Consider the following 25,942-nt stretch of genomic DNA (forward strand, 5'->3'; position numbering starts at 1 on the left):
GAGACCGCTATCCCCAGTGACCCGAACGCGAGCTCGTGAGGCCTCAGTGCCCGTGCACGGTGGAGTCGTGACCACCTCTCGTATCCATCGCGGAGTCGAGTGGACACGCGATGCCGCCTCGCAGGCGCTCTCGTGGCTGATTCCCGTCGACTGCGCCGGATGCGGTCGGCCAGACTCCTCGCTGTGCGACTCGTGTGAACTGGAGTTGCGCCGCAGCACCACGCGGTGCCGGATGGTGGGTGAGCTCACCGTGTTCAGCGCCGTCGCGTACGACGGTCCGGTGGTCGGGGTGATGCGCTCCCTCAAGGCCGAGGGGAGGACCCGACTCGTCCGCCCTCTGGGGGCTGCCCTGCGCACGACGCTCGAGCGGGCCGATCTCGTGCCCGGCGGGCTGGTTGCCGCACTCGCGACGGGAACTGTGATTCCTGTCGTGATCCCCTCGTCAGCTGCTGCGTTCCGTCGTCGCGGATACCGTGTCGTCGACCTCATTGCCAGGCAGGCCGGCATGCGGTGCGTTCCGGTCCTGCGCAGTGTCGGTGCCGGCGTGGATCAACGGGCGCTTGGCCGGGCGGCGCGGGAAAGCAATACCGAGGGCATGTTCGCCGTGCGATTCGTGCCCGGTCGCCCCGTGCTGTTGATCGACGACGTTGTCACGACCGGCGCGACGCTTCGAGCGGCAGCCGAGGCGCTGCGCGAGGCGGGAGTCGCGGTTCTCGGGGCGGTGACCGTCGCGTCCACGCCGCTGCGATGGTCGTCCGGCCAGGGGCGCTCACCACGCGAACAATAGACTTCATCGGCTCGCGCCGAGCCGCCGAGGACCGGGCAAAAGTCGGTCTACCGGGGTTATGGCGGAGGATACTGACACGGCGGAAATCGTGCGTGACAGGCAGATGGCCAGGGTCTAACGTGGGGGTAACAAGGCGACTGATGGTCCGCCCTTGGAACCGGGCGGACCGGAAACAAGGAGGTCAAGATGGACACGAACATCGTCGGCGTGGGAGTCGGTATCACCGATCGCTTCCGCTCGGTCGTCGAAGAGAAACTCGTCCGGATCGAACACCTCGCACCCCGTGCGCAGCGCATCGATGTCAAGGTCACTCATCGCACTTACCGCACGGGCCGGGTCGAAGACCACACTGTCGAGCTCACGCTCACCGGCAAAGGTCCGCTGGTGCGGGCTGAGGCGACCGATGCCGACAAGTTCACAGCGCTCGATATGGCTGTCGACAAGCTGTGCGAGCAGTTGCGACGCGCCAAAGACAAGAGGGTCGATGCCCGAAACCACCCCCGCAAGGCGATGTTCGACAAGGAACGCGGCGAGCTCGACGGGATCGACATCCAGCCCGCATCGGCAGATGTCCTCCGGCGCGTCGCGACCGGCGAGGTGCCGATCGTCGACGGTGAGGACGACGAGGCATACACGCCAGTCGTCATCCGCACGAAGGAATTCGAGGCGGAGTGGATGACGGTCGAGGAGGCTGTCGACCGGATGGAACTGGTCGGACACGACTTCTTCTTGTTCATCAACGCCGCAACCGATCACCCGAGCGTGGTGTACCGCCGCAAAGGCTGGGACTACGGTGTGATCTCCCTCACCACCGAGGCAAGCCCGGCGGCCCTCGTGAGCTGAGTGCCCGCGGCACTGCCGCAAGATCGGAGACGGATGCCGCGAGCCGTAGAGCTTGCGGCATCCGTCTCTCAGTCGAAGATCCCGTCCAGGATGCTGCCGATGACAAGGCCCCCGAGGATTCCGCCCACGAGGTCCGAACCGCCGCCGGTCCGGCGCCCGAAGCCCTCCATCGGGCCGCCCCACTGCGGATGCGGACCGGCCGAGGGACGGGATGCGTCGATGTCGCGCTGGGCATACCGCAGCGCATCGCCTGCCAGCTGGGCGGAGCGGCGGGCGAACTCCATGGCTTGATCGCGATCGTCCTCGGGGATGGTGGGGACGGTCGCGGCAGCGCCTCCGACGACGCGGTCCAGGTCCGCCCGGACGCGCTCGGCTTCGGCAAGGCGCGTGCGCGCGTCGGCACCGATCCAGCCGCGGTGGCCCGCGATGACATCTCGGGCCACCGCGAGCTGGCGGTCGGCGTCATCGATCGCGTTTCGCACATGACCGAGCTCCGGGATCGGGCGGGCAGCTCGTTCTAGCGCCGCAGCGACTGCCGCGTCCAGCGCTGCGTTGGCTTCCCGCATCCGAGTCAGGTGCTCGAAGGGGTCGGTGTTCACGCCCGCGGCAGGGAGGGCGGCGAGCGCCGTCTGCAGGGCCGACATCGCCTCGATGACCGCGGGGACCTGCGGCGCGGTGCGCGCAGCGATCAGATCCCCGCGCGAGTCCTCGACGATAGCGCCGAGTGTCGCCTCGGCTCGGAGGGCTTCGACTTCGAAGGTCTCGACTGCGTCCACCAGGGTTTCGGCGCGTCGGGCAGCCTCGGTGGCAGCTTCCATCGCGAGGTTCGCCTGCTCCCGTTGTCCGGCTTCCCGTCGACGCTCGGCGACTCCCGCGCTGTGCTCAGCGAAGCTCAGGAGCTGTTCGGCTTCGGCGGGGTTCGCGGCGACACCCTCCAGCGCGCTCGGCGCATACCTCGTGGCAAGCCGTGCCACGGTCTCACGTGCGTGCGGAATGCGTTCCCGGACGCGGGCAGCGTCAGCGCGGACCCGGGCGATGATCTCGGGCGCCCGACGTGCCCGCTCGATCGGTTCGGCAAGAGCCGCCATCCGATCTTCGAGGAGATCTTCTGCCCACTCGCACAGCTGGACGATGCGGGTGTTTCGAGTGCGGAGTTCGTCGGCGGTATCGGGTATCTCGTCGTGGTTGAGCTGGTGCAGGTGGAAGGCCTCCTGCATGTGGGTTCGCACCGAGTCGAGCGCGGCGCGCAGGTCGCCGACCGCGTTCGGTCCGAGTTCGGCTTCGGCGAACGAGACCTCGTCGACGGCGAGTCGGATGTGTTCGTCTGCCGCAACGAGCGAGCTCTGCGCGCGGCGAGCGAGGTCGGCATCCTGTTGCGCCGTCTCGGCCTGTTCACGCTTGCGTCGTCCCCAAAAGCCGGCCATGCCTCGATCCTAGAATCGCGCAGCCGTGTTCGGGCTGAGTGGTCAGACGCGCAGGGTGTCTATGACGCGTGAGCGCACCGCCACCAGTGCGGGAAGGAATCCCGCCAGCGCGCCGATGACGACAGATGCGATCAGCCCTGTTATCGCCGCCCGCACGGGGAAGGGCGGCACATCCTGCAGGGCGCCGAACATGGTCAGCACCATCGGCGTGCGCATGACGGCGACGGCCAGCACGATTCCGACGACACCGGCAACGGCGGTTGCAACGACGCTCTCGAGGAGGACCGCCGTGAAGATCCGGCCCGCGGTTGCCCCGAAGCTGCGGCGCACGCCGATCTCGCGGATGCGCTGGCGCATGGCCACCAGCTGTATGTTGACCAGCCCCAACCCGCCGAGCACCAGGATCAGCACGGCTATCGAACCGGTCACGAGCTCGAACATCGCCGCGGACGCCTGCGCATCGGGACGCGATCCCCAGTCGGTGCGCGAGACCGATACCTGCACCGCCTCCCCGGCCGCGGCGCGGACATCCGATGCCAGCAACGCACCGACCGTCGGCACGATCTCTTCGGGAACCCAGAGCTCCCACGTGACCCCGGTCTCGGCGGGCAGCGAGTCCACACGATCCCGGTATCCGTCGTACAGCATCCAGATCTGCTTATTCGAGTCCCAGTCGCCCTCACGGGGCGTGACGCCAATGATGGGGAAGGTGCCTCCCGCGCCGCCGATCACCTCCATCGTCGGATGCGTTGCCAACGGCGGTGCTCCCAGAGCCGTCCACAGGGGGTAGCTGATGACGACCGGCGGCGCCAGCAGCCCCTCGTCACCGGGCACGAACCAGCGGCCCTCGGCAACTGTCGATCGATGGATGACGGGGTACGCGGGATCCACCAGCATCGTTGTGACGGGCCTGACCCACTCCGGCGTCTGCACCTGCAGGGTCACGGATGCCGCGAGCCGCGAGACGTAGGACAGCTCGAAGCGGGCGGCGGCGCCCGAGACGTCCTCGTCGAAGCTGTCCCAGTCCATGGGCGCTCCGTCGGTGGCCGATGCCGACACCGATATCGTGGCGACGCGCCCGCCGTAGCGGTCGGATTGCTCGGCTGCCGCCTGACGCTGATACTCGCCGAGTGCGACGACCGCGGTGAGGGCGGCAACCGAGACGGCGATACCGATCAAGCTCAGCAGGACCCGCAGCTTGTGATGGCGAAGTTCCGCCCACGCCTCCAGGAGCGCGCCGATGAACCCGCTCATGCCGAGACCGCCCCGAGCGCGGTGTCAGCGAACGCCCGGTCAAGGTCCACGGGGAGAGCACACCATCGGCCAGTCGCAGATGCCGCCGCGCACGAGCCGCCACATGAAGATCGTGAGTGATCGTCACCAGGGCAGCGGCGCTCTCGGTGGCAATGTCGTCGAGTAACGCCATCACTGCGGCGCCGGTTTCGACATCCAGAGCCCCCGTCGGTTCGTCGGCGAGGATAAGCGCCGGGCGGCGTACGAGGGCTCGCGCGATGGCGACGCGCTGTTGCTCGCCGCCCGACAGTCTCTCGGGCGGCGTGTCCAACCGGTGGGCCAAGCCCACACGGTCGAGCATCGCGCGGGCAAGCTCCCGGCGGCGCCAGAACTGCTTGCCACTCGCGTACCCGAGGGGCATCTCGACGTTCTCGAGCGCCGTGCGCCCGGCAAGCAGGTGGAACTGCTGAAAGACGAAGCCGACGTCGCGCCCCCGCATCCGGTCGAGGCGCCCACGCCGGATGCCGGCGACCGGCGTGCCTCGAAACTCTGCGGTTCCCGAGGTCGGCAGATCGAGGAGGCCCAGGATGTTCAGCAGCGTGGACTTGCCCGAGCCGCTGCGGCCGACGATGGCGACGTGGTCTCCTGCCGACACCGCAAGGTCGACACCGCGCAGGATGTCGAGCGTCGACTCGTCGGGGAGCGTGACCTGTTTGGTCACACCCTCGAGCCTGACAAGGCTCACCAGCTCCACCCCGGGTCCTCGCAGAACTGACCACCCATCCCGTCGTCGTAGCAGACCGGTTCGTTCGGGGCCGCGAGGCCGGGGACGAACTGGCGCACCTGCTCGCCGTCGGTCAGTCCGGAGACGACCTCCACGACGGTGCCGTCGCTGACTCCGAGTCCGACTTCCCGCTCTTCGAGGGGGCGCCGGTGCCGGCATCCACCCACACCAGCCCGGTGCCTGCTCCACCGCGCACTGCAGTGACCGGAACCACCAGGGCATCATCGACAGTCGCTACCCGGATGGACAGCTCGGTCCGAAGGCCTGCGAACACTGTCTGGTCGGTCGGGACGGCGCACGTGATGCTGGTCGTGCCGTCTTCGGACACCTGCACCGATAGGCCCGTGCATGAGAAGGGCGCGGGGCCGCCCTGGATTGTGACTTCGCCCTCGGTCGGGGCATTCAGCAGTCGATACAGCTGCACCGGCTCGATGGTGCTCTGCACGTGATACCGGGTGGGGCTGAGCGTCGCGATTTCGCCTCCGATGCTCGTCGGCTGTCCTTTCACCACGGCCACGGCGGTCACCTCGCCGGCCTCCGGGGCCAGCACATCGATCGTCTTGGCGGGATAGGACTGCTTGATCGTCATCAAGACCTGACCGGCTGCGACCGACTGTCCCGGTGCAACCTTGACCTCGCTGACGGCTCCGTCGACCTCGGAACGCACCGTCACGGCGTCGTCGCGCGCGATCGTTCCTTCGAGGGTCAGTTCGTCGATCACGCTCTGGCGGACGACGGGCACAACCGGCTCGGTGATCTGCCCACCCGGATCTGCCGAGGCCGTCGCCGTATCGGGGAAGAACGCCATCTTCACGAGTGCGGCGGCGAGAGCCCCGAACACGATAACGAAGAGGATGGGAAATACCCACCGACGCCACACAGCCATAGACATACGCCTTCCATTCGCGACGAAGCGTTCCCCCGATGAGCGCGGATGGCTTCGTGTGATCCCCCGCGTGCAACCTATCCCGCGCCTGCGGGCACGGCCAACACTGTCGATGACATTTCAGGGTCTTCCCCGAGAGACTCAGGGTGCGCGTTTGCTGGGGCGGGAAAGCGGGGACGCTTCCGCTGGGAGCGGACCCAGCGCACGCCAAGGTCACGGCCCGGTAACATGAGTCGGTATGTCCGCGCGCGGTTCGCGCCGGGTCGGCACCCCGGGTGCCGCCGTTGACAGATGGAGAGCTTTCCGTGGCCAATCCTCTCGAGAAACTCCTGCGTGCCGGTGAAGGTCGGCTCCTGCGGCGCTTGCAGCAGGTTGCGAAGGCGGTCAATGCCCTCGAGGACGAGTACTCGCAGCTGACTGATGACGAGCTGCGGGACGAGACCGCGGAGTTTCGCACCCGCTACGAGGCTGGCGAGACGCTCGACAAGCTGATGCCCGAGGCCTTCGCCGCCGTGCGGGAGGCCGCCAAGCGGACGATCGGTCAGCGGCACTACGACGTGCAGCTGATGGGCGGCGCTGCCCTGCACCTCGGCAACATCGCGGAGATGAAGACCGGTGAGGGCAAGACGCTGGTGGCGACACTTCCGGCGTACTTGAACGCGATCGCGGGCAAGGGCGTGCACGTGATTACCGTCAACGACTTCCTCGCGAGCTATCAGGCCGACCTCATGGGGCGTGTGTACCGGGCGCTGGGGATGACGACCGGCACGATCGTGTCGGGACAGACCCCCGAGGTGCGCCGGGAGCAGTACCTCGCAGACATCACCTACGGCACGAACAACGAGTTCGGTTTCGACTACCTTCGCGACAACATGGCGTGGCGCCGGGAGGACCTCGTCCAGCGCGGACACTTCTTCGCGATCGTCGACGAGGTGGACTCGATCCTCATCGATGAGGCCCGCACACCCCTGATCATCTCGGGCCCCTCCGCGGGAGAAGCGAACCGGTGGTTCGCCGAGTTCGCGAAGATCGCTCGCACTCTCGAGCCGGGAATCGACTACGAGGTCGACGAGAAGAAGCGCACGATCGGCGTGCTCGAGCCGGGTATCGAGAAGGTCGAAGACTATCTCGGGATCGACAACCTCTACGAGTCAGTCAACACTCCGCTGATCTCGTTCCTGAACAACTCGATCAAGGCGCTCGCCCTGTTCAAGCGCGACACCGACTACGTCGTCATGAACGACGAGGTGATGATCGTCGACGAGCACACGGGCCGAATCCTGGTGGGCCGCCGCTACAACGAAGGCATCCACCAAGCGATCGAGGCGAAGGAAGGTGTCCCGGTCAAGGCCGAGAACCAGACTCTCGCGACAGTGACGTTGCAGAACTACTTCCGCCTCTACGACAAGCTCTCGGGCATGACCGGCACCGCCGAGACCGAGGCTGCCGAGTTCATGTCGACCTACCAGCTGGGAGTCGTCGCGATCCCGACGAACAAGCCGATGATCCGCAAGGATCAGTCCGACCTCGTCTACAAGAACGAGCCGGCGAAGTTCGCTCAGGTCGTCGAAGACATCGCGAAGCGCCACGAGTCGGGGCAGCCGGTGCTCGTCGGCACCGTCTCGGTGGAAAAGAGCGAATACCTGTCGCGTCTGCTCGCGAAGAAGGGCATCAAACACGAGGTTCTCAACGCGAAGAACCACGCTCGCGAGGCCGAGATCGTGGCGCGCGCCGGACGACTGGGCGCAGTCACGGTTGCGACGAACATGGCCGGGCGCGGAACCGACATCATGCTGGGCGGGAACGCCGAGTTCCTCGCGGTTCAGGAGATGAAGGCCAAGGGGCTCGACCCGGTGGAGACACCGGACGAGTACGAAGCCGAGTGGGATGCCGTCTACCAGTCCACCCGCGACCACGTTTCCGAAGAGGCCGAGAAGGTTGTGGCAGCCGGCGGTTTATACGTGCTCGGTACGGAGCGGCACGAGTCGCGCCGCATCGACAACCAGCTGCGGGGTCGGTCGGGACGTCAGGGCGACCCGGGAGAGAGCCGGTTCTACCTGTCGCTGACCGATGACCTCATGCGCCTGTTCCAGTCAGGGGCTGCCGAGGCAATCCTCTCGCGCACCAACTTCCCCGACGACGTCGCCATCGAATCGGGCATGGTTTCGCGGGCGATCAAGAGCGCGCAATCGCAGGTGGAGGCGCGTAACGCCGAGCTGCGCAAGAACGTGCTGAAGTACGACGACGTCCTGAACCGGCAGCGTGAAGCGATCTATTCGGATCGCCGCCACATCCTCGAGGGGGATGACATCGCCGACCGCGTCCAGCACTTCATCGAGGACGCCATCAGCACGCTGATCGACGATCACACGGGTACCGGTCACACCGAGAGCTGGGACTTCGACGCGCTGTGGACCGAACTCAAGACGCTATATCCGGTCTCTCTCACAATCGACGAGGTCGTCGCCGAGTCCGGAAGCAAGGGCAAGGTCACCCCCGAGGTACTGAAGCGCGAGATCATTTCGGATGCACGCATCGCCTACCAGAAGCGCGAAGAAAGCCTCGGCGAAGCTGCCATGCGCGAGCTTGAGCGGCGGGTCGTGCTTCAGGTCGTCGACCGCCGCTGGCGAGACCACCTCTACGAGATGGATTACCTGAAGGACGGCATCGGCCTGCGCGCGATGGCGCAGCGTGATCCGCTCATCGAGTACCAGCGCGAGGGCTATCAGATGTTCCAGCAGATGATGGGCCAGATCAAGGAAGAGTCAGTCGGGTACCTCTACAACCTCGAGGTCGAGGTCCGCCGCGCGGACGGAGAGAACGCCGCCGAGGTCGAGGCCAAGGGTCTGTCGATCGCGCCCGTGGAGGGACAGCGTCTGCAGTACTCCGCGGCCAATGACGCCGGTGAAGTCGAGGTGCGAAACGAACGCGGCCAGGTGCAGCAGGCGGCCACCAGCCGGGCCCGCCAGGCCGCGGCATCCGCGCCCGCAGCGCCCGTCGCGCCGACGCCCCCCGCTGTGCGCGGCGCGTTCGGCCAGCGCACCGACGGTGAAGCGCCGGCGCCGGCTGCCCAGCAGCCGCTGAACCGCGCCCAGCGGCGCGCTGCCGACAAGAAGAAGTAAGCGCAGAACGCGAGACCCGCGATCCACGCGCGGTCAGGTGGCCCGGTGGGTGCGGCATTATCCTGAACGGATGACCCACCCCCGGCCGCTCGACCAGTCGAGCAAACTCAAGCACGTCCTCTACGAGATCCGGGGGCAGGCCCTCGTCGAGGCCGATCGTCTGGAGGCCGAGGGACACCGGATCCTCAAGCTGAACACGGGGAACCCGGCAGCTTTCGGCTTCGAGGCTCCGTTCCAGATCGTGCGGGACATGATCGAGGCGGTACCCGAAGCCCACGGGTACAGCGACAGCCGCGGCATCAAGTCTGCTCGGCTCGCCGTCGTCTACCGATACGAGCAGGTTCCCGGATTCCCGGCGCTCGACCCCGATGACGTGTACCTCGGTAACGGGGTCTCCGAGCTCATCACGATGACGATGCAGGCCCTCCTGGACGAGGGCGACGAGGTGTTGATCCCCGCACCCGACTACCCGCTGTGGACGGCGATGACGAGCCTGGGGGGTGGGACGCCCGTTCACTACCTGTGCGACGAGCAGAACGGTTGGCAGCCCGACATCGAAGACATCCGCTCGAAGATCACCGAGCGCACCAAAGCGATCGTCGTCATCAACCCCAACAACCCGACCGGTGCCGTCTACACCCGCGAAGTCCTCGATCAGATCGCCGACATCGCCCGCGAACACTCGCTTCTGGTCCTTGCTGACGAGATCTACGACCGCATCCTCTTCGACGATGCGAGACACATCCCGATGGCCGCCGTTGCGCCGGATCTGCTGGTGCTGACCTTCAACGGGCTCTCGAAGACCTATCGAGTCGCCGGCTATCGCTCGGGGTGGCTCGCGATCACGGGGCCGAAGGATCACGCAGCCGGCTTCCTGGAGGGAATCACCCTGCTGGCCTCGACGCGGCTGTGTCCCAATGTTCCGGCGCAGTACGCCGTGCAGGCTGCGCTGTCGGGAGTCCAGTCGATCGACGCGCTGATCGCTCCCACGGGGCGGTTGCATGAGCAGCGGGATGCCGCCTGGGAGGCGCTGGAGTCGATCCCCGGGGTGAGCTGCGTCAAGCCGGAGGGCGCGCTGTACGCCTTCCCGCGCTTCGATCCGAACGTGTACGACATCCGGGATGATGCGAAGCTCGTGTACGACTTCCTTGTCGCCGAGAAGGTGCTGCTCGTGCAGGGGACGGGATTCAACTGGCCGACCCCGGACCACGTGAGGATCGTGACGCTTCCTGAATCCCGAGTGCTGACTGAGGCTATCGAGCGGCTCGGCAACTTCCTGTCGTCGTACCGGCAGTAAGGCGGCGCGCCGTCCGCGGCGTTGTCAGAGCAGGGCGAGAGAGGTGGTGCGCCACCGACCGTCCATGCCCTCCAACCGCAGGGCCACAGCACGGGTGCGCGCCGGACCGCGGACGATGACCACGCCCTCGACGATGCCGTCGGCGGGGGAGGAGTGGCGTACGGAAACGATCTGATGCACGGGACGCTTCGCTGGGATGCCGCGGGCGCTTCGTGCGCGGGCGGCGAGGTTGGCCCGGGTGACGAGCTTCCGATACGCATCCTCGGTCAGCCACCTGGCGAGTTGGTCAACCTCGCGGACACCCGCGAAGATCTCCAGGACCCCACGAGAGATGTTGCGCAGGAAGGTCTCGGGATCGGGGAGGTCGGCGGTGCTCGTGCGCTGTGGCGCGAAGTACTGGTTCAGCTCGGCCGCTTCGTCTGCCGCGCGGTAAGCGCGTGCGAAGCTCGATTGCGTCGTCGCCATGAGATCTCACTCTCGACCGGTAACAGGATGTCGAGAAGTAGAGCACACGGCAGGGGGCTCGGTGGGGGCCGGGATCCCGCTGTGGACAGTTTCTCATCGACTCCTCATCTACGACGTACGCTCGCCCCGTGCGATGGGACCGGCTGTTCGATGACCTCGAAGCTCAGGCGTCAGCCGAGTGGGAAGCCGAGCGTGCGGCCCTCGCCTCCGAGTCCGAGCGGGTGCGCCTGTCGCGCGTGTCGCTGAGAGACCGGCTGCTCGTGCTGCGAGACGCTCAGGCCCAGGTGCGGGTGCAGTTGAGCGGCGGCGCCGGCGTCGAAGGGCGAATCGTTGCCGTGGGTGCTGATTGGTTGGCGGTCGACCGAGGACCGTCCTCCGTCAGCATCGTTCCGCTCGGTGGGCTCACGGGGCTACGGATGGCGCACGCCGACCTTCTGCACAGCGCTTCGGGACGTGTGGGGCAAGCCCTCCGCGAGCGGATGGATCTCGGTTTCGTGCTGCGCGACCTCGCACGCCGGCGGGTTCCCGTTCTTGTCGAACTGGTCGCGGACGACGCGCTGACCGGAACCGTCGATCGAGCCGGCGCGGATCACTTCGACCTTGCCATTCACGACCTCGACGTTCCGCGGCATCCGTCGGCGGTGACCGGATTTCGGATGGTTCCGTTCGGCGCCCTCGCGCAGCTGGTCGTGGCGGCCGGAGACGCGGGGCTCTGACCCGCGGAAGCCTCCCGGATCAGTCTGGGTTGCGAATGGCCCCGGTGCCCCACAGTTCCGGGAAGCTCGCGGTCTGCGACTGGTGCCACAGCGCCATGCGTCGGGTCTGTTCGACCTGGTCGTCGAGGTAGGACTCGACACTCATCTCGTCGATGCGCCACTGCCCGCTTTCGCCGACACGCATCCCGCGGAGCTGCCCGGCCAGGACCAGGGCCATCACGTCCTCGACCTCGATCGCGAGCACTTCGGCGACCTGCGATGGCGTCAACAGGCGCGCGTTGGCGGCGGGAGGCTGGGGCATGTCCCCATTATGACGCCGGGTTCTGACAGGGCGGCGCAGCGGCGCCCGCTGTGGATAAGCGCGGCAGCGATTCACGAGTCTCGGCGACCATGGTTCGCATGTCCTCCCGCTCTCATACCTCCCGGCGCCCCGCGTGGGCAGACCTGCGGTTCCTGGTCGGCGTCGTTCTGGTTCTGGCTTCCGTCGGTGGTGTGTGGTTCATCGTGTCGTCGGCGCGCCAGACCGAACCCGTCTACGTAGCCGTCCGAGCGATAGTTCCCGGCGAGCCGGTAGCTGCAGCGGACCTTGCCGTCGTGGATGTCGCTCTGGGAGTCGCGTCGAACGCTTACCTCAGGGCTGACGACCTCGGGGAAGGGTTCGTTGCAGCGCGCACAGTCTCGGCTGGCGAACTCGTGCCCGCCGACGCTCTCGTGACCGACGACAGTACGCGATCCACGACGGTCGTCGTCCGCAGCGCAGCCGAGGTACCGGGTTCGGTCGTGGCCGGATCGACTGTCGAGTTGTGGGCAGCGCCGCGTCTTGATCAGTCACGCTTCGATACGCCACGCATTCTCGTGGCCGACGCGACGGTCGTCAGCGTCACCCGGGATGATTCACCCCTGGCCGGCGGAACGGCGGCGGTCGAACTGGTGATTCCCCGCGCCGATGTCGCTGCCGCGCTCGCTGCAATCGCCGACGGCTCCGCGCTCTCGGTCATCCCCTGGACCCCGGGGCAGCAATGAGAGCGCTGATCGCGCTGGACGAGCCACACGCGACGCGGCTGGCCGAAGAGCTCTCGCGGCTCGGATGGGACGCGCACGCAACGCCGGCCACGACACCCGGTCTCGCCGCCGCTCGCGGTGGTGTCCGGGGTGTCGGTGACGAGGAGCTGGAGCTTCTCGTCGTCGCTGCGCGCCACGACACACTCACACGTGAGCTCGTGACCGCTTGCGATCGGGAGGGAATCCGGATCGCCCCCGTGGGGGACGGTGAGACACCGGCGCGCCTGGCTCAGGCGTTCGGGCTCGGCGTGCCGATGTCGCCACGGGCTTCCGGGCGCGAGCTCGTGCGTGCCCTCCGAGACCCGCTGCCCGTCGCGCCGGTTCCCCGGAACAGGCGCCGAGTCATCGCAGTATGGGGTGCGGCAGGGTCGCCCGGGCGATCGACGATAGCGATCGAGCTCGCGGTGGAGCTCGCCCGCGACCGCGATGTGGCGCTGATCGATGCCGACTCCCACGCGCCCTCGATAGCGCTGGCGCTCGGCCTGCCCGATGAAGGTCCGGGGTTCGCCGCCGCATGCCGACAGGTGAACCGTGGCGCCCTGGATGTCGCCGAACTGGACCGAATCGCGCTTCGGCTCGGGCGGGGGCCACAGGTTCTGGCCGGCATCAATCGGCCTTCGCGTTGGCCGGAGCTGCGCGAGGATCGCGTACGTGCCGCGCTCTCCATATGCCGCGAGTGGGTGGATGACACCGTGGTCGACGTGGCGGCGCCCCTGGACCGTGACGAAGAGATCGTGAGCGATCTCGCCGGTGGCAGGCGCAACGCCGCAACGATCGCTGCCCTCCAGGAAGCCGATCTCGTCGTCGCCGTGGCCGGTGCGGATCCCGTCGGTATCAGCCGTTTCGTTCGCGGCTACGCGCAGCTGCGCGAGACAGTGGGAGCGACACCGATCGCGGTGGTCGCCAACCGGCTGCGCCCGGGCTCCCTGGGCATCGACGCCCGCGGCCAGGTACGCCGAAGTCTCGACCGGTTCGCCGGCATCCGTGACGTGTGGTTCGTGCCGCAAGATCCGCGCTCGGCCGATGCTGCGCTCCTGGCCGCCCGTCCGATCGCGGACGTTGCCCGGAGATCGCCGATCGTGTCCGGCGTGCGGCGCTTCGTGAGCGAGGCGCTCGCCGTCGACACTCGCAAAGCTGCGTAGTTCGAGCATCCACGCTGGGGCTCTAGGCTGAAACGATGTCGACCCTCAGCGATCTCGTCTATGACCAGGGGCGTTCCACCGGCGCGGATGTCGAATGGCTCCACCGCCTGGCCGGGGACGGTCAGTTGCTGGCCGATCTCGCTTTCGCCGACATCGTCATCTGGGTTCCGACGGCAGATGACTCGTTCGTCGCTGTCGGCCACGCCCGGCCCAGCGGCGCCGCGACCCTGTTTTATCGGGACATCGTCGGAGACCCCGTCCGACCCCAGTGGCGGACCCAGATTCGCGAGGCGTTCTTCTCGGGAATGATCGTCGACTCGGCATCCCCTGACTGGTTCGAAGAGACCCCGACCCGGGTCCGCGCGGTACCGATCGTGCGAGGGTCCGGCTCCGGTCGCACCACGCTGGGAGTCCTGACGCGCCACACCAATCTTGGGGAGACACGCACTCCTTCGCGCCAGCAGATCACCTTCAACGAGTGCGCCGACGACCTGTTCGGAATGGTCGCCTCGGGCGACTTTCCGGATCTCAGCGCACCGACCGCTCCGCGTCGGGGCGCTCCGAGAGCCTCTGACGGACTCGTGCGCCTCGACGTCGATGGGACGGTGACCTTCGCGAGCCCCAACGCTCTCTCGGCCTTCAATCGCATGGGGTTCGAGGATGAGCTCGAAGGCGAATCCCTCGTCGAGGTGACCACGGAGATCCTTCCCGAGAAGCGCCAGTTCGACGAGTCGCTTCCCCTGGTCGTGACGGGGAGGGCACCCTGGCGTGCCGACATCGAGGCGCGTGGTGTGACGGTGAGCCTGCGGACGATCCCCCTGCGCGACCACGGGACCCGCATCGGGGCGATCGTGCTGTGCCGCGATGTCACCGAATTGCGACACCAGGAGCAAGAGCTCATCACCAAGGACGCGACGATTCGCGAGATCCACCACCGGGTCAAGAACAATCTGCAGACTGTCGCGTCGCTCCTTCGCATCCAGGCTCGCCGTTCGCACACCGAAGAGGCCCGAGAAGCGCTGACGCAGGCGATGCGACGCGTCTCGGCGATCGCCGTCGTGCACGACACCCTCTCAGAGGGACTCACTCAGCGCGTCGATTTCGACGATGTCTTCGATCGTGTTCTCAAACTCGTCGCCGAGGTGGCTGCTGCACCCACGACACGCGCGCGGACCCGGTCTGTGGGACGCTTCGGCACCCTCCCGAGCGAGTACGCCACGCCCCTGGCGCTGGCCCTCACCGAGCTGGTGACCAACGCTGTCGAGCACGGCCTCGCCGGGAAGGAAGGCGACGTCGAGATCGAGGCCGAGCGCGACCCCGAGCGGCTCCTGGTGCGTGTTCGTGACAACGGCGTCGGCCTGCCGGAGGGCCAAGTCGGCCGAGGGCTGGGCACGCAGATCGTTCGGACGCTCATCCAGGGAGAACTCGGCGGCACGATCGACTGGCACACGCTCGTCGGAAGCGGTACGGAAGTCACGATCGACATCCCGCTCCGCTACATCGCGCTGGACTGAGCACGGCCTCCGGTCTCAGGCCAGCGCGCCGAGTGGCTCAGCTGGCGCGGCGAGCCCGGGCAGCGCGGCGCTTGAGGGCGCGGCGCTCGTCTTCGGAGAGGCCACCCCACACGCCCGAGTCCTGACCGGACTCCAGCGCGTACTGCAGGCAGATTTCGGTGACGGTGCACCGGGCGCACACGGATTTCGCCTTCTCGATTTGGTCGACGGCTGGACCGGTGTTTCCTACCGGGAAGAACAGCTCGGGGTCGACAGTCAAGCAGGCGGCCTTGTCGCGCCAATCCATAGGGGGTGCTCCTTGATGGGGAATGAGCATCGGGCCACCGGGCGGTCGGATACTCTGTGAGGTGTACGAGAAGATGTCTCGTCCCACGACCTTGTGGGAGCACACGGCTTTACCCATCGTCCCACAGCCGTTCACCCGAATCAAGGGTTCATCCGTGAGGACGTTGCAAGAACGTTGTGTACGGGCCGAGAGTGGTCGGGAGGTCCATGGTGCGCTCGATGATTGCCGCTCGAGCAGCGGGCGTGATCGTGCTATTGGAAGGGGCGGGAATCGGCGCACTCGCCGTCTGGGAGATCGTCGCGGTCATCACCGGGGACACGGCGGCACTCGACAGCGCGATCGCCCTGATCGTGCTGACGCTGGCCGGGGCGGCGATCGTCGCGGTGTTCGGTGTCGCCACCTGGCGGGGACTGTCATGGGGTCGCTCGGGAGCGATCGTGGCACAACTGCTGATCCTCGCGGTGGCGCTGGGAGCCGCAACAGGCCAGTATGCGCATCCGGTCACCGGCGTTGCAATCGCGATCCCAGCCGTCATCGCCCTCGTCCTCTTGGTGATCGCCGTTCGCGGCGCGGCCCCGCCGGCGCGGGAAGACTAGATGTTCTATGCAGCGAGGTTGGTGGCAGCTGGTCGGGTGGCGCGGCTGATGGGTGGCCTGCCTCCGAGTGAGCTGTGCGGTCGATGGTAGTTGTAGTGCTCGAGCCATGCGTGTAGCGCTTGCCGGCGTTGCTCGTTGCTGGTCCAGGCGCGGGCGTAGAGCCACTCGGCGGCCATGGTGCGGTGATACCGCTCGACCTTCCCGTTCGTCTGCGGACGGTAGGGGCGGGTGCGCTTGTGACGGGTCTTCGACCCTGCCAGCGCGGCAGCGAATGCCCACGACCGGTAGCAGGACCCGTTGTCGGTGAGGACGCGTCGGATCCGACGGATCCCATGGCGACGGAACCACTTCACCGCGCGCTGCCAGAACCCTGCCGCGGTCGCGCCGCGCTCGTCCGCGAGTTCCTCGGTGTAGGTCAGCCGGGAGTGGTCGTCGGTCGCAGAGTGCAGGTAGACGTATCCGACCCGCTGGCGCCGCGCGGCGAGGTCCTGGGCGGAGCCGCGGCCGTGGACCCGCCACCCACCGCCGTCGGGGATCCGGCCGACTTTCTTCACATCGACGTGCACCATGTCGCCCGGTCGCGCCCACTCGTAGCGCCTGGGTGGCTCACGCAGGTCCTCCCCATCGGGGGCGATGTCGCGGAGCCGGTTGATCCCGCGGCGCACGAGGACCCGGTGGATCGTGGAGATCGGAACCTCGTGGCCATGCTCGCGGAGCTTCCCGGCCAGCTGCACCGGACCGACCTTGTGCTCGCGGCGGAGCTTCTCGATGAGGTCTTCGACCTCGACCGGTGTCTGCCGTGGCGATGAGCATGGCCGACTGGACCGGTCCTCCAAACCGGACTCGCCTTCGGCGACCCAGCGGGCATGCCACTTCCCCAGCGTCTGACGGGCGATCTGGAACTCGGACGCGACGTGACAGATCGGACGTCCACGATCCACTTCCAGGCACGCGCGGCGGCGGCCCTCCGGAGTCAACGGCGCGTTACGGTGGGTCACGAGGTCCTCCTTGGGCGGGGATGCGATTCTTGGTCGTTTCACATCCCACCCGGAGGACCTCACCTACTCCCCGCCGACCCGCCGACCGTCACCAACCTCACCAGACACAACAACTAGAGACCGAGCAGACCGCGGATACGGGCTACGTGCCCCGCCGCCTTGACGTTGTAGAGCGCGTGCGTGATGACGCCCTTCTCGTCGAGGACGAAGGTCGAGCGCAGCACACCTTCTGTCGTCTTGCCGTACATCGTCTTCTCGCCCCACGCTCCGTAGGCCTCGTGCACGGAACGGTCGGGGTCGCTCAGTAGGTCGTACGGAAGCGCGTCGCGTTCGCGGAACGCCCGCAGCTTGGCGGGAGCGTCGCGCGAGATGCCGAGCACCACGTAACCGGCGGCGCGAAGCGGCTCGACACTGTCGCGGAAGTCGCAAGCCTCCGTCGTGCAGCCGGGTGTCATCGCCTGCGGGTAGAAGAAGAGGATGAGGCCCTGGCCGCGCAGGTCGTGAAGCGAGACATCACTCTCATCCTGGTTCAGGAGGGTGAAGTCGGGTGCAGCGGTGCCGGGTTCTAGACGCACTGTCATGAATCCACCCTAGAGCCGTGCGCCCGGCGCGGGCCACCATCAGCCGGTGCGGTTGCACGTGACATGGATGCTGCGGCGCGAGGCGTATCAGGGGCGGTCAGAGAACGTCGTGAGCAGACGCTGCAGTGAATCCAGCCGCGCTGCCGCCCCGGGCCCGAGGCGTCCCGCCGCCACAGCCTCTTCGATGGCGCAATCGGGCGCGTCGGGCAGGTGAGTGCACCCACGCGGACACTCGCGTGCGACCTCGGCAAGGTCGGTGAACGCCCGCAGGATATTGTCGGGATCGACGTGACCGAGCCCGAAGGAGCGCACGCCGGGGGTGTCGACCACCCATCCCGTGCCCGACGGTGCCTCGTAGCGCAGCGAGACCGTCGAACTCGACGTGTGTCGTCCCCGACCGGTGACCTCGTTGACATGTCCCGTCGCCCGCTCGGCGCTCGGGACCAGAGCGTTGACAAGGGTGGACTTACCCACGCCGGAGTGCCCGACGAACACTGTGCTGTGGCCGACGAGCGCGGCACCGATCCGCTCCAGGGGCATGTCAGAGCGCGCACTGGTGAAGACCTCGAGGTCGAGGCCCGCGAAGTGCGACAGAAACTCCTCTGGGTCCGAAAGGTCGGTCTTGGTGATGACCATCAGGGGGCGGATACCGGCATCCAGTGCTGCCACCAGGTAGCGGTCCACCAGCCGGGGGCGCGGCTCCGGGTCGGCGGCGGCGATCACGATGAGCATCTGATCGGCGTTGGCGACGATGACGCGCTCGACCTGATCGGTGTCGTCGGCGCTTCGGCGAAGGAGAGACGTGCGGGGTTCGATGCCCACGATCCTGCCGAGAGTTCCCTCGTCTCCCGAGGTGTCTCCCACAACCCGGACGCGGTCACCGGTGACGATCGCGGTGCGGTGAAGTTCGCGAGCGCGGGCGGCGGTAACCTGGCGTTCGGCGCCAGTGTCTTCGCCGACGAGCACGGTGTAGCGGCCGCGGTCCACCCCCAGGACCCGCGCGATCTCGGCATCCGCGTGGCTGGGGCGGCGCTTGGTGCGCGGCCGGTTGGCCTTGGGGTTCGGCCTGACGCGGATATCGCTCTCGTCCATGCCGAGTTCATCGTCATCATCGACGTCCCCGAGCCAGCTCACTCCGCGCCGTTCCCTTCGAGCATGGAGGTCCAGAGCTCGGGGAACTGCGGCATCGTCTTCGCTGTGGTCCCGATGTCGTCGACCACGACTCCGCCGACGGCGAGGCCGATCAGCGCGCCGGTCGTCGCAATACGGTGGTCATGGAACGCCTGCCACACCCCGCCGTGGAGCGGCTGAGGCAGGATTCGCAGGCCGTCCTCGAGCTCTTCTGCGGCTCCGCCGAGCGCCCGCAGGTTGCCGACGAGCGCAGCGATGCGGTCGGTCTCGTGGCCGCGAATGTGCCCGACTCCCGTGATTGTCGTCGGTTCCGGGGCGAATGCGGCCAGCCCCACGATCGTGGGTGTCAGCTCACTCGCCGCCGACAGGTCGATCTCGATGCCACGGATGCCGCGCCCCGCAGCGACGGTGAGGGCGCCACCGCGGCGCGTGACGCGGGCCCCCATTTCGTGCAGGATCGTGGCGAGCATGACGCCGGGCTGTGTCGAGTGCGCGGGCCACCCGGTGATCGTGACGCTCCCTCCGGTGACCATGGCAGCTGCCAGGAACGGAGCGGCGTTGGACAGGTCGGGTTCGATGGCCACCGTCTTTCCGCGCGGGGGCTGCGGGGGAACGATCCACTCGCGCGGCGAGGGCCGCTCCACATGCACGCCGCGGTTCGCGAGGCACTCGATGGTCATATCGATGTGCGGCATGCTCGGCAGGCGTGACCCCGAGTGAATGAGGTGGAGACCCGTGTCGAAACGGGGAGCTGCGAGCAGCATCCCGGAAACGAACTGGCTTGAGGCGCTCGCGTCGATGACGACTTCGCCGCCGCGGATGTGTCCGTGCCCCCGCACCTGGAAAGGGAGTGCCCAACGGCCCTCGTCGTCGACGTCGACGCCCACGTCACGAAGGGCCGTGATCATGGCTCCCATGGGCCGGTGCAGCGCGCTCTCATGCGCAGTCAGTGTGACATCGCCCTCGGCCAGCCCGGCAATGCCCGCGATGAACCTCATGACGGTGCCGGCCTGACCGCAGTCGACTGTCGCACCGCGAAGCCCCGAGGAGGACGCACCGACCGAGCCGGATCCGCTGGGAGGCGTGACGATCAGGTCGGGCCCGAAGGGGCTCTCGCCCTCCACGCTCTCGATCTGGATACCCAGCGCCGTGAGGGCCGCAACCATGCGGACGGAGTCGTCGGAGTGCAGCGGAGCGTGGAGCGTGCTCGGAGAATCGGCGATCGCCGAGAGGATCAATTCGCGGTTCGTGAGCGACTTGGATCCGGGAACTGCCAAACGGGCGGTGAGTGCTCCCGAGGCGCGCGGAGCCGACCAACCGGACTCTCCCAAGCCGGTCGGGGTGGAATATCTTTCGCCGCTCATCGGTTCCTAGCCTAATGAGGGACGGAAGGAGCCCGATGACGATCGCTATGGCGCCGGACGTAGACTGGCGCGTGATGACTGATCAGGCCGAGGCGCCGGCCGACCCGCGCGCGCAGTTCGAAGAGCAGGCCCTGCCGTTCATGCACCAGCTCTACGCGGCTGCGATGCGAATGACACGGAACCCCGCGGATGCTGCAGACCTTGTGCAGGAGACCTTCGTCAAGGCGTACGCATCGTGGTCGAGCTTCACTCAGGGCACGAACCTGAAGGCGTGGCTTTACCGCATCCTGACCAACGCGTACATCAACACGTACCGCAAGAAGCAGCGTGAGCCGTACCAGAGCGCCATCGAGGATCTCGAAGACTGGCAGCTCGGCGGAGCGGAGTCCACGACATCGTCCCGCACGCGGTCGGCAGAAGCTGAAGCAATCGACCATATGCCGGCATCCGTCGTGAAGGACGCGCTGCAGTCGATTCCCGAGGACTTCCGGCTCGCGGTGTATCTCGCCGACGTCGAAGGCTTTGCGTATCAGGAGATCGCCGACATCATGAAAACCCCCATCGGCACCGTGATGAGCCGTCTGCACCGTGGCAGACGGATGCTGCGGGAGCTGCTGGCCGAATATGCGACCGAGCGGGGGATCTCGGTCGCCGTATCGAGGAGCGACACATGACCGATTGCGGTTGCGCCAAAGCCACGCGGGACTTGGAGGAGTACCTGCGCAACGAAGTGTGCAAGACCGAGCATGCCGACATCCGCGAGCACCTTGAGCACTGTCCGGCCTGCCGCGACGAAGCGCTCGTGGCCACGACGCTCACCGAGGCTGTTGCTCGGGCGTGCAAGGAGACTGCGCCCGAGGAGCTTCGCGATCAGGTCATGGCAAAGCTGCGCGCGGTACAGGCTGTGCACGACACAGAGCTGGCCTCGAAGGGTGCGTCGAGCGCTTAGTTCGCAGGCACGAAAACACGAAGCGCCCGGGGAACGACGTCGATCTGGACCGGCAGGGGCCCGATCGGGTCGCGGTCGGCGTAGGCGGTGACGCCCGGCGCGCTGAGGCGGATCATCCGAGCCCGGTACATGCTCACTTCGGGGACATCTCCGTGCGTTCCGCGGTAGACACGGGGGAGCAGTCGAAGAAAGCGCGCGCGATGGGTCGGGCGAACAAGGCCGACATCCAGTTCCCCATCGGCGGGATCTGCGCGAGGCGCGATCTGAACACCCCCGCCGTAGCTGGTCCCGTTGGCAACGGCTGCCATCAGGAGGGCGCCATCGTGCCGGGTCACGCTGCCCGCGGCATCCGTCAGTTCGATCTCGTATGCGAAGCTACGTAGCCCTACCAACTCTCGCAGAATGGCGATGGTGTATCGCGACGAGCCGCGAGGCCACCGCATCCGGTTGGCCCGGTCGTTGACACGCGAGTCGAAGCCGCTGGCCAGGACCGATCCGAAGTAGACCTCCGGCTCGCCGTGTCGACTGATGCGCGCGAGGTCGATATCGCGAGTCAGCCCGCCGACGATCGCGTCGGCAGCTTCGTCGGGGTGCAGCTCGCGGATGCCGAGCATGTCGGCCAGGTCGTTGCCCGTCCCCGCCGGGATGATGCCGAGAGGTGTCGTGCTGTGGGCCAGAACCTGCATCGCAAGGGACACCGTCCCGTCACCGCCAGCCACGGCTACGGCGTCAGTTCCGAGGCGCACCGCCTCGCGCAGCAACTCCGTCGACTCGACAGCGCTGCCACCGCTGATCAAGGTCGCGCGAATGCCGTGCTCGCGAAGTCGCTCGGCAGCCCTGGTCGCGATCGTGCCACCCGTTCCGGCTCGAGCCGCCGGATTGACCAGCACGGTGACGTTCAGAGGGTGAGCGCCTTCTGCATGATCTCCGCCTGCTCAGCGGCATGCACCTTGGGGGAACCCGTCGCGGTGGATGCCGCGGCAGCACGCGAGACCCGACGGATCGTGCGACCGTGCAGGTGCTTGACCACTTCGAGGGCGATGAAGGGCCACGCGCCCTGGTTCTCGGGCTCGTCCTGCACCCACACCAACTCGGCGTTCGGGTACTCGTCGATGACGCGGTTGAGGTGCTCGACCGGCGCGGGGTAGAACTGCTCCAACCGCACCAGGGCGATCTCAGGGTTGGGGTTCTTCTCGAGCTCCGACCGCAGATCCCAGTGGATCTTCCCGGCGTGGAGCAGGACCCGCTTGACAGCGCTCTTGTCGATCCCGCGATCATCGTCGAGCACCGGCTGGAACCGGCCTCCCACGAAGTCCTCGACGGGGCTTGTCGCACCACGAAGGCGCAACATCGCCTTCGGAGTGAACACGACGAGGGGCCGCCGCGGACGCGCGTACGCCTGACGGCGAAGCAGGTGGAAGTAGGAGGCCGGTGTCGATGGGCGCGCAACGATCATGTTGTCCTGGGCGCACATCTGCAGGTAGCGCTCGATGCGGGCCGACGAGTGATCGGGGCCCTGACCTTCGTATCCGTGCGGCAGCAGCAGGACGACGCTCGACTGCTGACCCCACTTCTGGTCAGCTGACGAGATGAACTCGTCGATCACGGACTGGGCCCCGTTCGCGAAGTCGCCGAACTGCGCTTCCCACAGCACGAGCGTGTCGGAGCGTTCGACGGAATATCCGTACTCGAAGCCCATCGCGGCGTACTCGCTGAGGAGCGAGTCGTAGATCCAGAACCTGCCCTGCGACTGCGACAGGTTCACCAGCGGCAGCCACTCCTGACCGTTCGCGCGGTCGTGGAACACGGCGTGACGCTGCACGAAGGTCCCTCGTCGCGAGTCCTGGCCGACCATGCGGACGTTCGTTCCCTCCACGAGGAGGGAGCCGAACGCGAGGAGCTCGCCGAACGCCCAGTCGATGCCGCCGTTGCGGCTCATGTCCTGGCGCTTGTCAAGCAGCTGCTGCAGCTTCTGATGCACCGTGAAGCCATCGGGTTTGTTGACGAACGCGTCTCCGATGAGTTGCACGACATCGCGCGAAACTCCCGTTGTCTCGGGTTCGCCGATCGTGTCGATCGAGCCGGTCATCGGGGCGCTCGCCACCTGAGAAGAACCGGTCTCGGCAGCATGCGTCTCGGCGAACGCCTGCTCCAGCCGATCCTGGAAGTCCTTCTTGGCCTGCTCGTACTGCTCTTCGGTGATGTCGCCGCGTCCCACGAGCGACTCGGTGTACAGGCGGCGCACCGACCGCTTCGCCTCGATGAGGTTCGTCATCAGTGGCTGGGTCATCGAGGGGTCGTCACCCTCGTTGTGTCCGCGGCGGCGATACACGACCAGGTCGATCACGACATCCCGGTGGAACCGCTCGCGGTAGGCGAAGGCGACCTGGGCGACTCGGACCACGGCCTCGGGGTCATCGCCATTGACGTGGAGGATGGGCGCCTGGATCGTCTTTGCGACATCCGTCGCGTAGACCGAGGTTCGGCCATCCTGCGGCAGCGTCGTGAAACCGACCTGGTTGTTGACCACGACATGCACGGTGCCGCCGGTCCGGTAGGCGCGCAACTGCGACATCTGCAGGGTCTCTACCACGACGCCCTGGCCGGCGAAGGCCGCGTCACCGTGGATGAGGATGGGCAACCACGAGAATGAACCCAGCGGCATCCGATCCTGCTTGGCCCGCGTGATTCCCTCAAGGACGCCATCGACGGTCTCGAGGTGCGACGGGTTGGCCGCCAAATACACCGGAAGCTCTTCACCGCCGTCAGCGACGAAGGTGCCCTCGGTCCCGAGGTGGTACTTCACGTCGCCGGAGCCACGCTTGGAACCGATCGCGACGCGTCCCTCGAACTCGCGGAAGACCTGTCCGTAGGTCTTGCCGGCAACGTTGGTCAGGACGTTCAGTCGCCCACGGTGCGCCATTCCGATCGTGGCTCCGTCGAGACCGGTTTCGGCTGCGCCCTGCAGGATCTCATCCAGGAGCGGAATGAGGGACTCGCCGCCCTCGAGGCTGAACCTCTTCTGGCCGACGTACTTGGTCTGCAAGAACGTCTCGAAAGCCTCGGCTTCGTTGAGCTTGCTGAGGATTCGTAGCTGCTCGTCGTGGCCCGGCTTGGTGTACTTGACCTCGAGGTTCTGCTGGAACCAGGCCCGCTGCTCCGGGTCCTGAATATGCATGTACTCGATGCCGATCGTGCGGCAATACGAATCACGGAGCACACCGAGAACCTCGCGCAGCTTCATCGTGCGCTTGCCCCCGAAGCCGTTGGTGACGAACTCTCGGTCGAGGTCCCAGAACGTGAGTCCGTGCGACTCGATCTCGAGGTCGGGGTGGGTGCGCTGCTTGTATTCGAGCGGGTCGATGTCGGCCATGAGGTGGCCGCGAACGCGGAAGCTGTTGATCAGCTCTTGAACGCGAGCGGTCTTGTCGATTCGCTCGGCGATGTCGACGTTGATGTCGGCATTCCAGTGGATCGGCGCATAGGGGATGCGCAGCTCCGCGAAGATGTCTTCGTAGAAGTGGCGCTCACCGATGAGCAACTCGTGGACCTTCTTGAGGAACTCTCCCGAGCCGGCACCCTGTATGACGCGGTGGTCGTACGTGCTCGTGAGGGTGATCGTCTTGCCGATCGCCAACTCGTTGAGGGTCTTCTCACTCGCGCCCTGGAACTCGGCTGGGTACTCGAGTGCGCCGGCGCCGACGATGCATCCCTGCCCCTTCATGAGGCGCGGGACCGAGTGCGCGGTACCGATGCCGCCGGGGTTGGTGAGCGAGATCGTCGTGTTCTGGAAGTCCGCCGCGGTGAGCTTGTTCTTGCGGGCGCGGGAGACCAGGTCTTCGTAGGCAGCCAGGTACTCGGCGAAAGTGAGGGTGTCGGCGTGCTTGATGCTTGGCACAAGCAGTGCCCGCGTGCCGTCGGGCTTCGGGAGGTCGATCGCGATACCGAGGTTCACATGGGCTGGCGCGACAACTGACGGCTTGCCGTCGATCTCTGCGTAGAACACGTTTTGGCTGGGGAACTCGGTGAGAGCGCGGATGATCGCCCACCCGATGAGGTGCGTGAAGCTCACCTTTCCGCCGCGGGTGCGCGCCATGTGATTGTTGATCACGATCCGGTTGTCGATCATGAGCTTGGCGGGGACGGTGCGCACGCTCGTCGCGGTGGGAACAGTGAGCGACTCATCCATGTTCGCCGCGAGAGTCTTCGGCATCCCCTTGAGGACCGTCACCGTGTCCTCGGACGGCAAGTCGTCGGATGCGGTGCGCGCGGTGTCGGGGGCCTGCGCCGGAATCGGTTGGGCGGAGGCAGGCCGTGCCGTCGTGCGCGCTACGGGCTGCGAGCCGATCACGGGCGTGGGTGCGGTCACCGGATGCGCATCGTTCGACGACGGCTTCGCAGCTGCGCGCTCTTCGGAGGGCTTGGCGCCGTTCTCGGCTGCGGAGTGGTAGGCCTCAAGTACCGGCCACCAGGCCTTATCTACGGAGTTGCGGTCTTGCCGGAACTGTTCGTAGAGCTCTTCAACGAGCCACTCGTTGGCACCGAACTCACTTTCGTTCGACACTCCGACGCCGGTCACCTGACTCGACACGTTAGATCGCCCGCTTTCGTCACGATTGTCGTCGCGGACCATCGTCGTCGCGCCCGCGTCGTTCAACAGTCCAGCGTAGTCCGTCTGAACACCCCGGCAGGCCATCCGAACCCTGGGCTGCGCCGCGAATTGGTCACGATTCCGCTGAGATCATTGACCGGTACGCTTGGC

24 protein-coding genes and 1 pseudogene are annotated in these 25,942 nt (G+C 66.9%); 11 read left to right on the top strand and 14 right to left on the bottom strand.

What is annotated here, in order from left to right; genetic code table 11:
- The first annotated feature begins 67 nt into the window (after positions 1-67).
- Both MICSW_RS03790 and hpf read left to right on the top strand, forming a co-directional pair.
- Positions 68-787, top strand: a complete 720-nt coding sequence (locus tag MICSW_RS03790) for a ComF family protein (protein ID WP_228177587.1) — start codon at positions 68-70, stop codon at positions 785-787.
- A 186-nt stretch (positions 788-973) separates the two neighbouring features.
- Positions 974-1,630: a ribosome hibernation-promoting factor, HPF/YfiA family gene (hpf, locus tag MICSW_RS03795; RefSeq protein WP_292733054.1), complete on the top strand. Its 657-nt coding sequence runs from the start codon at positions 974-976 to the stop codon at positions 1,628-1,630.
- Positions 1,631-1,698: 68 nt separating this feature from the next.
- Here hpf and MICSW_RS03800 read toward each other — a convergent pair whose 3' ends face one another.
- The 5 genes and pseudogenes from MICSW_RS03800 to MICSW_RS03820 form a co-directional block, all read right to left on the bottom strand.
- Entirely contained in the window at positions 1,699-3,054 is a 1,356-nt protein-coding gene (locus MICSW_RS03800; protein ID WP_292730206.1) for a hypothetical protein, read from the bottom strand.
- Positions 3,055-3,096: 42 nt separating this feature from the next.
- Positions 3,097-4,308: an ABC transporter permease gene (locus MICSW_RS03805; RefSeq protein WP_292730204.1), complete on the bottom strand. Its 1,212-nt coding sequence runs from the start codon at positions 4,306-4,308 to the stop codon at positions 3,097-3,099.
- 265 nt (positions 4,309-4,573) lie between these two features.
- Positions 4,574-5,041, bottom strand: a pseudogene (locus MICSW_RS03810) (ABC transporter ATP-binding protein); the annotation flags it as partial.
- Complete coding sequence (locus MICSW_RS03815; protein ID WP_464496798.1) at positions 5,029-5,238, bottom strand: hypothetical protein; 210 nt, start codon at positions 5,236-5,238, stop codon at positions 5,029-5,031. The pseudogene MICSW_RS03810 and the gene MICSW_RS03815, both read right to left, overlap by 13 nt.
- Positions 5,145-5,957, bottom strand: coding sequence for a biotin/lipoyl-containing protein (locus MICSW_RS03820; protein WP_464496799.1), 813 nt, complete (start codon positions 5,955-5,957; stop codon positions 5,145-5,147). The genes MICSW_RS03815 and MICSW_RS03820 overlap by 94 nt, the downstream gene beginning before the upstream one ends.
- 305 nt (positions 5,958-6,262) lie before the next feature.
- On the opposite strand from MICSW_RS03820, the gene secA reads away from it, so the two are divergent.
- Together secA and MICSW_RS03830 are read left to right on the top strand one after the other, a co-directional pair.
- Positions 6,263-9,079, top strand: a complete 2,817-nt coding sequence (secA, locus tag MICSW_RS03825) for a preprotein translocase subunit SecA (RefSeq protein ID WP_292730195.1) — start codon at positions 6,263-6,265, stop codon at positions 9,077-9,079.
- Positions 9,080-9,149: 70 nt separating this feature from the next.
- Complete coding sequence (locus MICSW_RS03830; protein WP_228177594.1) at positions 9,150-10,376, top strand: pyridoxal phosphate-dependent aminotransferase; 1,227 nt, start codon at positions 9,150-9,152, stop codon at positions 10,374-10,376.
- Between the two features lie 24 nt (positions 10,377-10,400).
- Here the strand turns inward: MICSW_RS03830 and MICSW_RS03835 are convergent, their stop codons facing one another.
- Positions 10,401-10,841, bottom strand: a complete 441-nt coding sequence (locus MICSW_RS03835; RefSeq protein ID WP_228177595.1) for an Rv3235 family protein — start codon at positions 10,839-10,841, stop codon at positions 10,401-10,403.
- Between the two features lie 128 nt (positions 10,842-10,969).
- Here MICSW_RS03835 and MICSW_RS03840 point away from each other — a divergent pair, with 128 nt between their 5' ends.
- Positions 10,970-11,557, top strand: coding sequence for a hypothetical protein (locus MICSW_RS03840; protein WP_228177596.1), 588 nt, complete (start codon positions 10,970-10,972; stop codon positions 11,555-11,557).
- 19 nt (positions 11,558-11,576) lie between these two features.
- On the opposite strand, the gene MICSW_RS03845 is transcribed toward MICSW_RS03840, so the two are convergent.
- Complete coding sequence (locus MICSW_RS03845; protein WP_464496800.1) at positions 11,577-11,858, bottom strand: helix-turn-helix domain-containing protein; 282 nt, start codon at positions 11,856-11,858, stop codon at positions 11,577-11,579.
- Positions 11,859-11,956: 98 nt separating this feature from the next.
- On the opposite strand from MICSW_RS03845, the gene MICSW_RS03850 reads away from it, so the two are divergent.
- From MICSW_RS03850 to MICSW_RS03860, 3 genes are read left to right on the top strand one after another with little or no spacing between them, the layout of a single operon-like run.
- Positions 11,957-12,580 (top strand): SAF domain-containing protein, encoded by a 624-nt coding sequence (locus tag MICSW_RS03850; protein ID WP_292730186.1) that lies wholly within the window; start codon positions 11,957-11,959, stop codon positions 12,578-12,580.
- Complete coding sequence (locus tag MICSW_RS03855) at positions 12,577-13,761, top strand: AAA family ATPase (RefSeq protein WP_347424415.1); 1,185 nt, start codon at positions 12,577-12,579, stop codon at positions 13,759-13,761. The genes MICSW_RS03850 and MICSW_RS03855 overlap by 4 nt, the downstream gene beginning before the upstream one ends.
- A 35-nt stretch (positions 13,762-13,796) precedes the next feature.
- Positions 13,797-15,275, top strand: a complete 1,479-nt coding sequence (locus MICSW_RS03860) for a sensor histidine kinase (protein WP_228177600.1) — start codon at positions 13,797-13,799, stop codon at positions 15,273-15,275.
- Positions 15,276-15,312: 37 nt separating this feature from the next.
- Here MICSW_RS03860 and MICSW_RS03865 read toward each other — a convergent pair whose 3' ends face one another.
- Positions 15,313-15,561 (bottom strand): WhiB family transcriptional regulator, encoded by a 249-nt coding sequence (locus MICSW_RS03865; protein WP_019182239.1) that lies wholly within the window; start codon positions 15,559-15,561, stop codon positions 15,313-15,315.
- Between the two features lie 218 nt (positions 15,562-15,779).
- Between MICSW_RS03865 and MICSW_RS03870 the strand changes: the two genes are divergently transcribed.
- On the top strand, positions 15,780-16,157 hold the full coding sequence (locus MICSW_RS03870; RefSeq protein WP_228177601.1) for a histidine kinase: 378 nt from the start codon (positions 15,780-15,782) through the stop codon (positions 16,155-16,157).
- 5 nt (positions 16,158-16,162) lie between these two features.
- Here MICSW_RS03870 and MICSW_RS03875 read toward each other — a convergent pair whose 3' ends face one another.
- From MICSW_RS03875 to aroA, 4 genes are all read right to left on the bottom strand, one after another.
- Positions 16,163-17,155, bottom strand: a complete 993-nt coding sequence (locus MICSW_RS03875) for an IS481 family transposase (RefSeq protein WP_464496801.1) — start codon at positions 17,153-17,155, stop codon at positions 16,163-16,165.
- A 113-nt stretch (positions 17,156-17,268) separates the two neighbouring features.
- Positions 17,269-17,736: a thioredoxin-dependent thiol peroxidase gene (gene bcp / locus MICSW_RS03880; protein WP_228177602.1), complete on the bottom strand. Its 468-nt coding sequence runs from the start codon at positions 17,734-17,736 to the stop codon at positions 17,269-17,271.
- Between the two features lie 87 nt (positions 17,737-17,823).
- Positions 17,824-18,870, bottom strand: coding sequence for a ribosome small subunit-dependent GTPase A (gene rsgA / locus MICSW_RS03885; protein WP_228177603.1), 1,047 nt, complete (start codon positions 18,868-18,870; stop codon positions 17,824-17,826).
- Positions 18,867-20,231 (bottom strand): 3-phosphoshikimate 1-carboxyvinyltransferase, encoded by a 1,365-nt coding sequence (aroA, locus tag MICSW_RS03890; RefSeq protein WP_292730176.1) that lies wholly within the window; start codon positions 20,229-20,231, stop codon positions 18,867-18,869. The genes rsgA and aroA overlap by 4 nt, the downstream gene beginning before the upstream one ends.
- 35 nt (positions 20,232-20,266) lie before the next feature.
- On the opposite strand from aroA, the gene MICSW_RS03895 reads away from it, so the two are divergent.
- Both MICSW_RS03895 and MICSW_RS03900 read left to right on the top strand, forming a co-directional pair.
- Entirely contained in the window at positions 20,267-20,905 is a 639-nt protein-coding gene (locus MICSW_RS03895; RefSeq protein ID WP_464496802.1) for a sigma-70 family RNA polymerase sigma factor, read from the top strand.
- On the top strand, positions 20,902-21,180 hold the full coding sequence (locus MICSW_RS03900; RefSeq protein WP_228177606.1) for a zf-HC2 domain-containing protein: 279 nt from the start codon (positions 20,902-20,904) through the stop codon (positions 21,178-21,180). Before MICSW_RS03895 ends, MICSW_RS03900 begins: the two co-directional genes overlap by 4 nt.
- Here the strand turns inward: MICSW_RS03900 and MICSW_RS03905 are convergent.
- Both MICSW_RS03905 and MICSW_RS03910 read right to left on the bottom strand, forming a co-directional pair.
- Positions 21,177-22,070, bottom strand: a complete 894-nt coding sequence (locus MICSW_RS03905; protein ID WP_292730173.1) for a diacylglycerol kinase — start codon at positions 22,068-22,070, stop codon at positions 21,177-21,179. The two genes, MICSW_RS03900 and MICSW_RS03905, sit on opposite strands and share 4 nt — an antisense overlap.
- 8 nt (positions 22,071-22,078) lie before the next feature.
- Positions 22,079-25,771: a multifunctional oxoglutarate decarboxylase/oxoglutarate dehydrogenase thiamine pyrophosphate-binding subunit/dihydrolipoyllysine-residue succinyltransferase subunit gene (locus tag MICSW_RS03910; protein ID WP_292730214.1), complete on the bottom strand. Its 3,693-nt coding sequence runs from the start codon at positions 25,769-25,771 to the stop codon at positions 22,079-22,081.
- Between the last annotated feature and the right edge of the window lie 171 nt (positions 25,772-25,942).

Source organism: Microbacterium sp. SW12 (assembly GCF_055391095.1).

Excerpts from the sequence above, each read along its gene's own strand:
- hpf (WP_292733054.1), top strand. The coding sequence starts at position 974 with ATGGACACGAACATCGTCGGCGTGGGAGTCGGTATCACCGATCGCTTC.
- MICSW_RS03800 (WP_292730206.1), bottom strand. The coding sequence starts at position 3,054 with ATGGCCGGCTTTTGGGGACGACGCAAGCGTGAACAGGCCGAGACGGCG.
- MICSW_RS03805 (WP_292730204.1), bottom strand. The coding sequence starts at position 4,308 with ATGAGCGGGTTCATCGGCGCGCTCCTGGAGGCGTGGGCGGAACTTCGC.
- MICSW_RS03820 (WP_464496799.1), bottom strand. The coding sequence starts at position 5,957 with ATGGCTGTGTGGCGTCGGTGGGTATTTCCCATCCTCTTCGTTATCGTG.
- MICSW_RS03830 (WP_228177594.1), top strand. The coding sequence starts at position 9,150 with ATGACCCACCCCCGGCCGCTCGACCAGTCGAGCAAACTCAAGCACGTC.
- MICSW_RS03835 (WP_228177595.1), bottom strand. The coding sequence starts at position 10,841 with ATGGCGACGACGCAATCGAGCTTCGCACGCGCTTACCGCGCGGCAGAC.
- MICSW_RS03845 (WP_464496800.1), bottom strand. The coding sequence starts at position 11,858 with ATGCCCCAGCCTCCCGCCGCCAACGCGCGCCTGTTGACGCCATCGCAG.
- MICSW_RS03850 (WP_292730186.1), top strand. The coding sequence starts at position 11,957 with ATGTCCTCCCGCTCTCATACCTCCCGGCGCCCCGCGTGGGCAGACCTG.
- MICSW_RS03855 (WP_347424415.1), top strand. The coding sequence starts at position 12,577 with ATGAGAGCGCTGATCGCGCTGGACGAGCCACACGCGACGCGGCTGGCC.
- MICSW_RS03860 (WP_228177600.1), top strand. The coding sequence starts at position 13,797 with ATGTCGACCCTCAGCGATCTCGTCTATGACCAGGGGCGTTCCACCGGC.
- MICSW_RS03865 (WP_019182239.1), bottom strand. The coding sequence starts at position 15,561 with ATGGATTGGCGCGACAAGGCCGCCTGCTTGACTGTCGACCCCGAGCTG.
- MICSW_RS03870 (WP_228177601.1), top strand. The coding sequence starts at position 15,780 with ATGATTGCCGCTCGAGCAGCGGGCGTGATCGTGCTATTGGAAGGGGCG.
- bcp (WP_228177602.1), bottom strand. The coding sequence starts at position 17,736 with ATGACAGTGCGTCTAGAACCCGGCACCGCTGCACCCGACTTCACCCTC.
- aroA (WP_292730176.1), bottom strand. The coding sequence starts at position 20,231 with ATGAGCGGCGAAAGATATTCCACCCCGACCGGCTTGGGAGAGTCCGGT.
- MICSW_RS03895 (WP_464496802.1), top strand. The coding sequence starts at position 20,267 with ATGACGATCGCTATGGCGCCGGACGTAGACTGGCGCGTGATGACTGAT.
- MICSW_RS03900 (WP_228177606.1), top strand. The coding sequence starts at position 20,902 with ATGACCGATTGCGGTTGCGCCAAAGCCACGCGGGACTTGGAGGAGTAC.